Origin of the sequence: Microbacterium rhizophilum (genome assembly GCF_039605615.1) — a bacterium.
Taxonomy (GTDB): domain Bacteria; phylum Actinomycetota; class Actinomycetes; order Actinomycetales; family Microbacteriaceae; genus Microbacterium; species Microbacterium rhizophilus.
The window spans coordinates 577,286-589,388 of record NZ_JBCNUN010000001.1 but is presented as its reverse complement, the minus strand read 5'-3'; the positions used below and the strand labels follow the sequence as shown (position 1 = coordinate 589,388).

Annotated in this window: 11 protein-coding genes and 1 tRNA gene; 8 read left to right on the top strand and 4 right to left on the bottom strand. The window is 70.7% G+C overall.

The window, feature by feature from the left end:
* The first annotated feature begins 45 nt into the window (after positions 1-45).
* Positions 46-118: transfer RNA gene (locus AAD528_RS02965), tRNA-Glu, on the top strand.
* An 88-nt stretch (positions 119-206) separates the two neighbouring features.
* Here the strand turns inward: AAD528_RS02965 and AAD528_RS02960 are convergent.
* The 3 genes from AAD528_RS02960 to AAD528_RS02950 all read right to left on the bottom strand — a co-directional run bounded on the left by AAD528_RS02960 (position 207) and on the right by AAD528_RS02950 (position 3,646).
* Entirely contained in the window at positions 207-1,907 is a 1,701-nt protein-coding gene (locus tag AAD528_RS02960) for a long-chain-fatty-acid--CoA ligase (protein ID WP_345750533.1), read from the bottom strand.
* An 84-nt stretch (positions 1,908-1,991) separates the two neighbouring features.
* Positions 1,992-3,101: a DUF4349 domain-containing protein gene (locus AAD528_RS02955; RefSeq protein ID WP_345750532.1), complete on the bottom strand. Its 1,110-nt coding sequence runs from the start codon at positions 3,099-3,101 to the stop codon at positions 1,992-1,994.
* Positions 3,098-3,646 carry an RNA polymerase sigma factor gene (locus AAD528_RS02950; protein ID WP_345750531.1) on the bottom strand — a complete coding sequence of 183 codons (549 nt, stop codon included), beginning with the start codon at positions 3,644-3,646 and terminating at the stop codon, positions 3,098-3,100. The genes AAD528_RS02955 and AAD528_RS02950 overlap by 4 nt, the downstream gene beginning before the upstream one ends.
* Before the next feature lie 284 nt (positions 3,647-3,930).
* On the opposite strand from AAD528_RS02950, the gene AAD528_RS02945 reads away from it, so the two are divergent.
* The 7 genes from AAD528_RS02945 (at position 3,931) to AAD528_RS02915 (ending at position 11,590) form a co-directional block, all read left to right on the top strand.
* Positions 3,931-4,929 carry a TerC family protein gene (locus AAD528_RS02945; RefSeq protein ID WP_345750530.1) on the top strand — a complete coding sequence of 333 codons (999 nt, stop codon included), beginning with the start codon at positions 3,931-3,933 and terminating at the stop codon, positions 4,927-4,929.
* A gap of 242 nt (positions 4,930-5,171) precedes the next feature.
* Complete coding sequence (leuC, locus tag AAD528_RS02940) at positions 5,172-6,650, top strand: 3-isopropylmalate dehydratase large subunit (protein ID WP_345750529.1); 1,479 nt, start codon at positions 5,172-5,174, stop codon at positions 6,648-6,650.
* 1 nt (position 6,651) lies between these two features.
* Positions 6,652-7,248, top strand: a complete 597-nt coding sequence (leuD, locus tag AAD528_RS02935) for a 3-isopropylmalate dehydratase small subunit (protein WP_345750528.1) — start codon at positions 6,652-6,654, stop codon at positions 7,246-7,248.
* Positions 7,249-7,335: 87 nt separating this feature from the next.
* Positions 7,336-8,703: a UDP-N-acetylglucosamine 1-carboxyvinyltransferase gene (gene murA, locus AAD528_RS02930; protein ID WP_345750527.1), complete on the top strand. Its 1,368-nt coding sequence runs from the start codon at positions 7,336-7,338 to the stop codon at positions 8,701-8,703.
* A 10-nt stretch (positions 8,704-8,713) separates the two neighbouring features.
* Entirely contained in the window at positions 8,714-9,457 is a 744-nt protein-coding gene (locus AAD528_RS02925; RefSeq protein ID WP_345750526.1) for a lysophospholipid acyltransferase family protein, read from the top strand.
* Positions 9,454-10,599, top strand: coding sequence for an NAD(P)H-dependent glycerol-3-phosphate dehydrogenase (locus AAD528_RS02920; protein ID WP_345750525.1), 1,146 nt, complete (start codon positions 9,454-9,456; stop codon positions 10,597-10,599). The genes AAD528_RS02925 and AAD528_RS02920 overlap by 4 nt, the downstream gene beginning before the upstream one ends.
* A complete protein-coding gene (locus AAD528_RS02915; protein WP_345750524.1) occupies positions 10,499-11,590 on the top strand; it encodes a D-alanine--D-alanine ligase family protein in 1,092 nt (363 codons plus the stop codon). The genes AAD528_RS02920 and AAD528_RS02915 overlap by 101 nt, the downstream gene beginning before the upstream one ends.
* Before the next feature lie 6 nt (positions 11,591-11,596).
* Here the strand turns inward: AAD528_RS02915 and AAD528_RS02910 are convergent, their stop codons facing one another.
* Complete coding sequence (locus tag AAD528_RS02910) at positions 11,597-12,076, bottom strand: DUF3515 family protein (protein ID WP_345750523.1); 480 nt, start codon at positions 12,074-12,076, stop codon at positions 11,597-11,599.
* Positions 12,077-12,103: the final 27 nt, after the last annotated feature.

Sequence of the window (12,103 nt, the reverse complement as noted above, 5' to 3'; positions counted from 1 at the left end):
AGTTGCCGGAAACGGGAACGGGGGTCCGGAAGGATCCCGACGCACGGCCCCATCGTATAGCGGCCTAGTACGCTGGCCTCTCACGCCGGTAACGCGGGTTCGAATCCCGCTGGGGTCACACAGACAGCGAAGCGCCCGTCCACTCGGACGGGCGCTTCGTCGTATCCGCGCGCCCGGCCGCCGGGGAGGCCGATGCAGCCCGCCCGTCAGCCGCCGATGATGCGCTGACGGACCTCGCGCCGGAGCACCTTGCCGATGAGCGAGCGCGGCAGGTCGTCCATCACGACGATGCGTCGAGGCACCTTGTAGGCCGCCAGATGCACGCGGCAGAAGTCCCGCAGTCCGTCGAGGTCGACGTCCGCCCCTTCGCGCAGCACCACTGCGGCCGCGACGGCTTCCCCGCCGTCCCCGCGCGGCACGGCCACGACGGCCGCGGCGGTCACATCGGGATGGGATCCGAGCGTCTGCTCGACCTCCGTGGGCGAGACGTTGAAGCCCCCCGTGATGATCAGCTCCTTGAGCCGGTCGACGATCGTGACGAAGCCGTCCGGCGACACCGTCGCGATGTCGCCGGTGCGCAGCCACCCGTCGGCGAGGAGCACGGCGGCCGTCTCGTCGGCGCGCCGCCAGTACCCGCTGAACACCTGAGGCCCGCGCACCAGCAGCTCGCCGGCCGCGCCGGACGGCAGGTCCTTCATGGCGTCGTCGGGATCCACGATGCGGATCTCGGTGCTCGGGAACGGCACGCCGACCGTGCCGGGACGGCGCGTGGGTCCCATCGGATTGCCGAGGGCGACGGGAGAGGTCTCGGTCATCCCGTATCCCTCGACGAGGAGTCCCCCGGACGCGTCCTCCCAGCGGTCGACGGTCGCCACGGGCAGGCTCATCGCCCCCGAGATGGCGAACCGCACGCTGCGCAGATCGAGGCGACCGTGTGCCGATGCGCGCGAGAGCTGGTCGTAGATCGGCGGCACGGCGGGCAGGAACGTGGGCGGGCTCTTCCGAGCCGCCTCCGCGACGAGGCCGACGTCGAACGCGGGGAACAGCACGAGCCTCGCGCCGATGCTCATGGCGAATGTCAGGCACAGCGTCATGCCGTACGCGTGGAACAGCGGGAGGACCGCGTAGAACGTCTCCGCGCCGGTGCGCAGGCCGGGCACCCAGGCCTCGCCCTGCATCGCGTTGGCGCGCAGGTTCCGGTGAGTGAGCATCGCCCCCTTCGGTGCGCCGGTCGTGCCGCTCGTGTACTGGAGCAGGGCGATGTCGTCCAGGCCCGGACCGGGGACGCGGCGTCGCAGGCCCCGTCCGCCGATGAGGGTCTCCCACCCGAGCACGCGGCGAGCGGTGGGCCGCGCGGTGAGCTTCGCTCGCGCCTCCCGAGCCTTCGCGAGCGGCAGTCTCAGGGCGAGCCGCTTGCCGAGGGGCAGCGCCGCGGTGATGTCGACGCTCACGATCACGTCGGGCCGCACATCCGGCGGAAAGTCCGCCACGGTGTCGTGCACCTTGTCCCACACGATGGCGTGCCGTGCGCCGTGATCCTCGAACTGATGCCGCAGCTCGCGCGCCGTGTACAGCGGGTTGTGCTCGACGACGATCGCCCCGAGTCGCAGGACCGCATAGAACGCGACGACGTGCTGCGGACAGTTGGGCAGCACGATGGCGACGCGATCGCCCTTGCCGACGCCTCTCCGGCGCAATCCCTCCGCGGCGAGCTCGATGTCGCGCCCGAGCCGGCGATACGTGGTCGTCGCGCCGAAGAACTCGAGCGCCGTCTTCCGGCCGTGCCGCCGGACGCTCTCGGCCAGCATCTGCGGCAGGGTCTGCGTCACCTCGCCGATCTCGGCGGGGACATCGGGCGGATACGCCGTCAGCCACGGCTTCGATGCGTACGGGTGGGACGAAGTCATCTTCCTCCTCGTTTCGGCGACCGGACCATGGTACGCGGCGGCGTCGCCGCGGACGCCGGAGGTCGGCCGGACCTCGGGGGCGCGTCACTCCACGCGGTGCTCGGCGTCGCGGCGGTGGAGGAAGCGCAGCACGCCCCACACGACGAGCCACGCCACCGCGAGCACGGCGGCCCAGGGGAGGACGAAGCCGAGGGCGATGACGAGGCCGTTGAGCACCGCGAGCAGGCCGTTCCAGCCGGTCTCGAGACCGTCCCCGAAGCCGGCGGGGTCGGGCTCGACGGGCGGGGGCTCCCGGAGCAGCGACACCGACAGCGTCGACATCGCGACCTGGCCCTCGAGCGACTCGAGCTGGCGCTCCAGCGACTCGAGCTCCGACTGACGCTGCGACAGCGTGGACTCGACCTGCACCAGGTCGCCGACGCTCCCCGACTCCTCGAGCAGCTCGGTGAGACGGTCGACCGACGCCCGGGCGGCGTCGATGCGCGCCCGCAGGTCCACGGCCTGCGACGTCACATCCTGCGTGCCCACCCGGCTGCTCGCCACCTCGCCGACGTCGTCCAGCGCGTCCATGAACGGATCCAGCTCGGCGGACGGCACGCGGATCGAGACGAAGCCGCCGTCGTCCGGCACCCAGACGGTGTCGACGGTCTCCTTCGCCGGATCGAACGACTGGTCGGCGCCGATCGAGAGCTGCTCGACCCATCCGTCGTGCGCGGCGGCGAGCTGCGTGATCTCCTCCGCGGCCGCCGCGGCGTCGTCGACGACGACGCTGGCGGATCCGGTGCGGACGATCTCGCGATCCCGGTCAGCCGACAGCTCCTGCCCGCTGCGAAACAGGTCCACGTCCCCGTCCGCGTCCTCCGCGGCGGGCGCCTCGACGGCACCGCCGCCGTCGGCGTCCTGCGCCGTGTCGCCGCGCCCGGGCGGCATCGGCGCGGATTCCGCCGCGCTCCCGCCGGCCGACGTGACTCCGCCGATGCCCTGCAGCACGGCGGGGGAGACCACGGCGCCCACGACGACGATCGCGGCCGCGATGCCCAGGCCCGACCAGAGCCGGCGCCGGCGGCGCGCCCCGGTCGAGCGGGATGCGCGCTCGTCCGCGATGATCCGGAACACGCGGTCCTCGATGCCGGCGAGCGTCTCGTCCGACACCTCGGGCAGCGCGCCCCGGTCCCTGCTCTTCTCCGCGCTCATGACGCCTCCTCCTTCACGGCGGTCCGCAGTCTCGTGCGGATGCGGGAGAGACGGTTGCGGACGACGCCGTGCGCGACGCCGAGCTCGTCCGCGGCGGCCTGGTAGGCGTATCCGTCGCCGACGCACAGCCGGAAGATCCGCTGATCGAGCGGGCTCAGCCCGTCGACGGCGCGGAGGATCCGGTCGGCCAGGTCGGCGTCGATCACCTGCTGCTCGACGTCCACCGTGTCGGCGGAGCGCTCGTCCAGCCGATCCGCCTCCGCCCGCCGCAGCGCCCGCAGGCGGTTGGCCGCCTGGAACCGACAGATCGTGGCCAGCCACGGCAGCAGCGACTCGCCGGCCAGTTCGAACCCCGACAGCTTCCGCCACGCGGCCACGAACGTCTCCTGCGTGACGTCCTCGGCATCCGCCGCGGAGCGCAGCAGCCCGTGCGCGATCCAGTACACGGGCCGCGCGTGCCGGCGATACAGCTGCCGGAACGCGCTCTCGCTCCCGTCGGCGGCGCGCGCGACGAGCGCGGCGTCGCTCTCGCCGGTGCTGTCCATCGCCGTCCGATCCTCCGGGCCTCGTGTCTCTCACCCTGTCAGTGTCGGCGCGCGCCGGATCGTCTCGATTCCGCATCGGATCCGGCACGCCCGCTGTGCACAGCGGGACGGGATCCGTCGCCGCGCCCGTTATCCTGGTCGAGCGAGAGGGAGTATCCCGTCAGCGCGCGCTCGTCATCACGGATCTCGACGGTGGGATCCCGGGCCGCACCGCCTTCGACGGCGGGGGAGAGACTCTCGTCGAATCGCCGCACCTCCGAAGAGGTCGTACCGAAAGGCCCTGAATGGACCTCGCTCTCCCCGTATGGTTCGAAGTCGGATCGCTCGTCGTGCTGACGCTGATCCTGGTCGCGGACCTGCTGCTGATCCTGAAGCGTCCGCACATCCCGTCCACCAGGGAGTCGACCCTCTGGGTCGTCTTCTATGTCGTGCTGGCGCTGATCTTCGCGGTGCTGATGTGGATCTTCGCGGGCGAGCAGCCCGCGCAGGAATTCCTGCTCGGATGGCTGACCGAATACAGCCTCTCGATCGACAACCTGTTCGTGTTCGTCCTGATCATGACGCAGTTCTCCGTGCCTCGGAAGCTGCAGCAGGAGGTGCTGATGGTGGGCATCATCATCGCGCTCGTGCTGCGCGGCGCGTTCATCATGCTCGGCGCGGCCCTGATCGAGAACCTGTCCTGGATCTTCTACATCTTCGGCGCTTGGCTGATCTACACCGCGATCCGCCAGGCTCTGCCCGAGAAGCACGACGAGGATGAGAAGGAGGAGACCGCGATCGTGCGGTTCCTGCGCCGCTTCATCGACATCAGCGACTCGTACGACGGCAACAAGGTCCGCACGACGATCGACGGCAAGCGCTTCTTCACGCCGCTGCTGCTGGTGTTCGTCGCGATCGGCGTGACCGACCTCATCTTCGCCGTCGACTCGATCCCCGCGATCTACGGTCTGACGCGCAGCCCGTTCATCGTGTTCACGGCGAACATCTTCGCCCTGATGGGCCTGCGTCAGCTGTACTTCCTGCTGGGCGACCTGCTGACGAAGCTGAGGTACCTGCACTACGGCATCGCGTTCATCCTGGCGTTCATCGGCGTCAAGCTGTTCTTCCACGCGCTGCACGAGAACGAGCTGCCCTTCATCAACGGCGGCCACCACGTCGAGTGGGCGCCGGAGATCAACAACTGGGTCTCCCTCGCCGTGATCGTCGTGTCGATGACCGTCGCGACGATCGCCAGCCTGATCTCCTCGTCCCGCGAGAAGCGCCGCGAGTCGGTCGAGGGCTGACACCCCTACCGCGCACTGTGACGGGCGGCGCGGAGATTCTGCTGAGGAGCAGGATCTCCGCGCCGCCTTCGTCTGTGCACTCTGTGCCGGGAACCGACCCATCCCGTGCAGGATGCTATGCTCGCCCCATGCGGTTCGCCGGAGTCCTTCTCCTTCTGCGCCGCGACGGGATCCCCCTCTAGGCCTCTCCCCGTCGCGGAGTCCGTCGCGCAGGCCGACAACGCGAACCCTGGAGAAGAGCAATGAGCGAGAACACGATCCCCGAACGTCCCCGCACCCTGGCCGAGAAGGTCTGGGACGACCACCTCGTCGTGAAGGGCGAGGACGGGCAGCCCGACCTGATCTACATCGATCTGCACCTGGTGCACGAGGTCACGAGCCCGCAGGCGTTCGACGGCCTGCGCGCGGAGGGACGTCCGCTGCGCCGCGTCGACCTGACGATCGCGACCGAGGACCACAACACCCCCACGCTCGACATCGACAAGCCGATCGCCGACCTCACGAGCCGCACGCAGATCGAGACGCTGCGCCGCAACGCCGCCGACTTCGGGGTGCGCCTGCATTCGCTGGGCGACAAGGAGCAGGGCATCGTCCACGTCGTCGGCCCGCAGCTGGGCCTGACGATGCCGGGCATCACGGTCGTGTGCGGCGACAGCCACACATCCACGCACGGCGCATTCGGCGCCATGGCGTTCGGCATCGGCACGAGCGAGGTCGAGCACGTCATGGCCACGCAGACGCTGCCGCTGAAGCCGTTCAAGACCATGGCGATCACCGTCGAGGGCGAGCTGAAGCCGGGCGTGACGGCGAAGGACATCATCCTCGCGGTGATCGCGAGGATCGGCACGGGCGGCGGTCAGGGCTACGTCCTGGAGTACCGCGGCAGCGCCATCCGGTCGCTGTCCATGGACGGCCGGATGACGATCTGCAACATGTCGATCGAGGCGGGTGCGCGGGCCGGCATGGTCGCGCCCGACGAGACGACGTTCGCCTACCTGGAGGGCCGCGATCACGCGCCCAAGGGCCAGGACTGGGACGACGCCCTCGCCTACTGGCGCACGCTCCCCACGGACGAGGGCGCGGTGTTCGACGCCGAGGTCTACATCGACGCGAACGAGCTCGAGCCGTTCGTGACGTGGGGCACCAACCCGGGCCAGGGCGTGTCGCTGAGCGACGTCGTGCCGACCCCGGCCGACATCGCCGACCCCAACGAGCGCGCCGCCGCCGAGCGGGCGCTGCAGTACATGGACCTGACGGCCGGCACCCCGATGAAGGAGATCCCGGTCGACGCGGTCTTCATGGGCTCGTGCACGAACAGCCGGATCGAGGACCTCCGCGCGTTCGCGTCGATCATCCGGGGCCGGAAGAAGGCCGACGGCGTGCGCGTCATGGTCGTCCCCGGCTCGGCCCGCGTGCGCCTGGAGGCCGAGGCCGAGGGCATCGACCGGATCGTGAAGGACTTCGGCGCCGAGTGGCGCTTCGCGGGCTGCTCGATGTGCCTGGGCATGAACCCCGACCAGCTGGCGCCGGGGGAGCGCTGCGCCTCGACGAGCAACCGCAACTTCGAGGGCCGGCAGGGCAAGGGCGGCCGCACGCACCTCGTGTCGCCGCTGGTCGCGGCGGCCACGGCGATCCGGGGCACGCTCTCGAGCCCGTCGGATCTGGATGCCGATGCGCAGTTCGCGACGACCGGCTCCAACGAGCACGCCATGGAGGCCTGACATGGACAAGTTCACGACGCACACCGGTGTCGCCGCGCCCCTGAAGCGCTCGAACGTCGACACCGACCAGATCATCCCGGCCGTGTTCCTGAAGCGCGTCACCAAGACCGGCTTCGACGACGCGCTGTTCCACGGGTGGCGCCAGGACCCGGAGTTCGTGCTGAACCGGGAGCCCTTCCGCGCGGCGTCGATCCTGATCGCGGGCTCCGACTTCGGCACCGGATCCAGTCGCGAACACGCCGTGTGGGCGCTGCGCGACTACGGCTTCAAGGTGGTGCTGAGCCCCCGCTTCGGCGACATCTTCCGCGGCAACTCGGGCAAGCAGGGCCTGGTCACGGGCGTGATCTCGGAAGACGACGCCGAGCGGTTCTGGACGGCGATCGACGCGCAGCCGGGCGCGGAGATGACGGTCGACCTGATGGCGCGAACCGCCACTCTTGGCGACTTCACGGCCGCGTTCGACATCGACGATTACACTAGGTGGCGGCTCCTCGAAGGGCTCGACGACATCGGGCTCACGCTGCGCAGCGAAGACAAGATCGCGCAGTTCGAGGCCCGCCGCGAGGCGTGGCGGCCGCGGACGACACCCGTCTCGTGAGCCCGGCCGGGTCCCTTCCGGGATCCGGGATCGCCTCGTCACACCGAGCGGCCGACCGCCGCGAGATCCCTAGTGAGGCACCACCACATGACTCTGATCGGCGACGCCAAGACCCCCGGCACCCCGGCCTACGCGTCGGGTGAGGTCCTCGAGATCCGCGGGGGGCGCTCGCTCCAGGGTCAGGTCGACGTGCGCGGGGCGAAGAACCTCGCGACCAAGGCCATGGTGGCGTCCCTGCTGGGCGAGACGCCGAGCATCCTGCGCGACGTCCCGGACATCCGCGACGTCGAGGTGGTGCGCTCGCTGCTCGAGGTGCACGGAGTGCACGTGACCGAGGGCGACGAGGCGGGCTCGCTCGTGCTCGACCCGGCGGACGCGAAGTCGGCGAACTTCGAGGAGATCGACGCGCACGCGGGCTCGTCGCGCATCCCGATCCTGTTCTGCGGACCGCTCCTGCACCTGCTGGGCCAGGCGTTCATCCCGGACCTCGGCGGCTGCCGCATCGGCGACCGCCCGATCGACTTCCACCTCGACGCCCTCCGCAAGTTCGGCGCGATCGTCGACAAGCAGCCCAGCGGCATCCGCCTGTCGGCGCCCGAGGGACTGCACGGCGCGCACATCGAGCTGCCCTACCCGTCCGTCGGCGCCACCGAGCAGGTGCTGCTCACGGCCGTGCGCGCGAAGGGCGTCACCGAGCTGCGCAACGCGGCGATCGAGCCCGAGATCATGGATCTCATCGGCGTGCTGCAGAAGATGGGCGCGATCATCTCGTACGAGCCCAACCGCGTGATCTTCATCGAGGGCGTGGACGAGCTGCGCGGCTACGACCACCGCTCGCTGTTCGACCGCAACGAGGCCGCGTCGTGGGCGTGCGCCGCCCTCGCCACGGACGGCGACATCTTCGTCAAGGGCGCCCGCCAGTACGAGATGCTGACGTTCCTGAACGTGTACCGGAAGGTCGGCGGCGACTTCGACATCACCGACGAGGGCATCCGCTTCCGCCGCGGCAAGGCGCCGCTCAAGGCCATCACGGTCGAGACGGACGTGCACCCCGGCTTCATGACGGACTGGCAGCAGCCGCTGATCGTGGCGCTGACCCAGGCCAACGGCGAGTCCGTCGTCCACGAGACCGTGTACGAGAACCGCCTCGGCTTCACGCGCGCCCTCGTGCAGATGGGCGCCGACATCGTCGTGCACGAGCGGGGCCTGGAGGGCGAGCACCGCCGCGTGCCGCGTCGGGCGCTCGAGCAGGCCGCCGTCATCAACGGCCCGACCCCGCTGCACGGCGCCGACATCGTCGTGCCCGACCTGCGCGGCGGCTTCAGCTACGTGGTGGCCGCCCTCGCCGCCGAGGGCACCTCGCGTGTCTCGGGTGTGGGCGTCATCCGCCGCGGCTACGAGAAGTTCTTCGAGAAGCTGACGGCCCTCGGCGCCGACTTCGACGTCGTCGGCTGAGCGAGGCGAAGTGAGCTCTCCCGAGAAGAGCCGGCCCAGCTGGTTCTGGCCGCTCGCGGCCCTCATCGTCCCGGTCGTCGGCCTGCTGGCGAGGATCCGCATCACGGGCGCCGAGAAGCTGCCGCGCGAGGGCGCGTACATCCTGTCGCCGAACCACGTCAGCGAGCTGGATCCGGTGATCGTCGCGGTCGGCATCTGGCGGCTCGGCCGCGCGCCGCGGTTCATGGCGAAGGACAGCCTGTTCCGCATCCCGGTGCTGGGCGCCGCGCTGCGCGCCACCGGCATGGTCCCCGTGTCCCGCACCTCGTCGCGCGACTCCGCTGCCCAGACGATGTCGCAGGCCACCGCGCTCGTGGCGGACGGCCGCGGCGTGATCGTCTACCCCGAGGGCACGCTCACGCGCGACCCCGACCTGTGGCCGATGCGCGGCAAGTCGGGTGCCGCCCGCCTCGCGCTGGCCGGCGACATGCCGCTGATCCCGGTGGCGCAGTGGGGCGTGCAGGACATCATGGGCCGCTACGCGCGCGGCATCAGCGTGTGGCCGCCGCGCAAGCTCGTGCGCATGACGATCGGCGATCCCGTCGACCTGTCCGATCTGAAGGATCGCCCGACGGACCCGGCAGCGATCGTCGAGGCCACGCGCCGCCTGATGACGGCGATCACGGCGCTTCTCGAGGAGATCCGCGGCGAGCAGGCGCCGCCGGATCGCTGGGATCCGTCGTCGCACGGACAGGCAGAGACGGGGCGTCTGTGAGCCGCCAGCCGGGGGGCCGCCGGTCCGACGGCCCGAAGGTCGTCGTCGTCGGCTCGGGCAGCTGGGGCACCACGTTCGGCAAGATCCTCGCCGACGGCGGCGCCCAGGTCACGATGTGGGCGCGCCGTCCCGAGCAGGCGCACGAGATCGACGAGGCCAAGCGCAACTCGAAGTACCTGCCGGGCATCAACCTGCCCCGCTCCATGCACGCCACCCATGACCTGCGCGCGGCGCTCGACGGAGCCACGCAGGTGTACGTCTCGGTGCCGAGCCAGTCCGCGCGGGAGACGCTGCGCGCCATGCGCCCGTATCTCACGGACGACGCCGTGCCGCTCGTGAGCCTGATGAAGGGCGTGGAGAAGAAGACGAATCTGCGCATGAGCCAGGTGATCGAGCAGGAGCTGCAGTGCGATCCGGCGCGGATCGCCGTGGCGAGCGGGCCGAACCTCGCGCTCGAGATCGCCAAGGAGAACCCCACCGCCGCGGTCATCGCGTCGGGGAGCCAGGACACGGCCGACGCGGTCGCGCGCCGCTCGCGCAACGAGTACTTCCGCAGCTTCGTGAACACCGACGTCACGGGCACGGAGTTCGGCGGCGTGCTGAAGAACCTGATCGCGGTCGCGATCGGCATCGTGGACGGCGTCGGCTACGGCGAGAACACCAAGGCCTCGATCATCACGCGCGGCCTGGTCGAGATGACCGACTTCGCGGTGGCCTACGGCGCCCAGCCGGGCACGCTGCAGGGCCTTGCGGGCCTCGGCGACCTGATCGCGACGTGCCAGTCGCCGCTCAGCCGCAACAACACGGCGGGCCGCCTGCTCGGTCAGGGATACAAGTTCCAGGAGGTCATCGCCCAGATGAACCAGACGGCCGAGGGGCTCTCGTCCGTCGGTCCCATCCTGCAGCTCGCCAAGGAGGCGGGGGTCGAGATGCCGATCGTGCAGCAGGTGAAGATGGTGCTGGACGGCCGGATGAACCCGCGCGAGATCGCGCCCCACCTCACGACAGACGACGACACGCCGCAGGGCGAAGGGACGCAGAATGGCCAGAACGACCGTGGCGGTGCTCTTCGGAGGGCGCTCGAGCGAGCACTCGATCTCCTCCGCGACGGCGGGCGGAGTCCTCGGAGCGATCGACCGTGACCGCTTCCGCGTGATCCCCGTGGGCATCACGCGCGACGGCGCCTTCGTGCTGGAGCAGGACGATCCCGGGCGTTTCGCGCTCGACGCCGCGAAGCTGCCCGAGGTCGTCGACAACGGCACGCGCATCCTGTGGCCGTCCGTGGGGGACCGGATGCTGCGCGTCGCGCGCGCGGACGGCGCCGTGGACGAGCTGGCCGAGGTCGACGTCGTGCTGCCGATCCTGCACGGTCTGCACGGCGAGGACGGCACCATCCAGGGCTTCCTCGACATCCTCGAGCTGCCGTATGCCGGCGGCGGGGTGCTCGACTCGGCCGTCTGCATGGACAAGCACTTCACGAAGATCGCGCTGCAGGCCGAGGGCCTGCCGGTCGCGCCGGGGCTGACCGTGCGCGCCTCGCGCTGGGCGGCGGATGCCGACGGCGTGCGCGCCGGGGTCGCGCAGCTCGGATACCCCGTGTTCGTCAAGCCCGCGCGTGCGGGCTCGAGCGTCGGCGTCTCGAAGGCGCATGACGCGTCCGAGCTCGACGAGGCGATGCGCGTCGCGCTGGCCGAGGACGACAAGGTGCTCGTCGAGGCGGGCATCGTCGGCCGGGAGATCGAGGTCGCGATCCTCGAGGGCCGCGACGGCGGGCGTCCCCGTGCGTCGCTGCCGGGCGAGATCGTGCTGACGACGCGCGAGTTCTACGACTTCGACGGCAAGTACCTCGGCGGCGACGGAGCCGAGACCGTGTGCCCCGCGGCCCTCACCGAGGACGAGACCGAGCGCGTCCGGGAGGTCGCCCGCCGAGCGTTCGAGGCGGTCGACGGGCGCGGGCTCGCGCGCGTGGACGTGTTCCTCACGGCCGACGGCGAGATCCTCATCAACGAGCTCAACACAATGCCGGGGTTCACGCCGATCTCGATGTTCCCGAAGTGCTGGATCGCGTCGGGCATGACGTACGCCGAGCTCATCACCGAGCTCCTCGAGCTGGGGATGGCCCGCGCGGCCTGAGGCGGCTCAGCCGTCCTCGGGGACGGGCGTCGCGTCCTCCACGTCCACGCACGACGCGTCGGTCGGGAACGGCTTCACGATCCGGCTGATCACGGGCAGGACGTCGGAGGGACTGATGACCTCGGTGTCCACGAACACCTGCGTGGCGGGCGTGCGCCCGTAGGTCGTGATGCGCTGCATCGGCAGCTCGGAGGTGTCCACGACCCAGTCGACGCCCTCGAAGGTCACGCACTGCAGGGTCGTCGGGCCGGGCGGCTCGACGCCGCAGCTGAGGAGCACCCCGGTCGGGTCGCCCCACGCGCCGGTGGCCTGGGCGTCGGTCCAGCGCCGCTCGAGGTCCCCGATCGCGTCGGGGAGGTGCACCGTGACCTCCGCGCACAGCGGGTCGTTCGCGTGCTCCGCGGCGGGAAGCGACACGGTCGCGGCGCATCCGGCGAGGCCCAGGGACAGGACGAGCGCGGCCGCGGCGGCGATACGACGGATCACCGCATCAGCCTAGGCCGCCGAGCCTGA

Coding starts and splice junctions, on each gene's coding strand:
- AAD528_RS02960 (WP_345750533.1), bottom strand. CDS start 1,907: ATGACTTCGTCCCACCCGTACGCATCGAAGCCGTGGCTGACGGCGTAT.
- AAD528_RS02955 (WP_345750532.1), bottom strand. CDS start 3,101: ATGAGCGCGGAGAAGAGCAGGGACCGGGGCGCGCTGCCCGAGGTGTCG.
- AAD528_RS02950 (WP_345750531.1), bottom strand. CDS start 3,646: ATGGACAGCACCGGCGAGAGCGACGCCGCGCTCGTCGCGCGCGCCGCC.
- AAD528_RS02945 (WP_345750530.1), top strand. CDS start 3,931: ATGGACCTCGCTCTCCCCGTATGGTTCGAAGTCGGATCGCTCGTCGTG.
- leuC (WP_345750529.1), top strand. CDS start 5,172: ATGAGCGAGAACACGATCCCCGAACGTCCCCGCACCCTGGCCGAGAAG.
- leuD (WP_345750528.1), top strand. CDS start 6,652: ATGGACAAGTTCACGACGCACACCGGTGTCGCCGCGCCCCTGAAGCGC.
- murA (WP_345750527.1), top strand. CDS start 7,336: ATGACTCTGATCGGCGACGCCAAGACCCCCGGCACCCCGGCCTACGCG.
- AAD528_RS02915 (WP_345750524.1), top strand. CDS start 10,499: ATGGCCAGAACGACCGTGGCGGTGCTCTTCGGAGGGCGCTCGAGCGAG.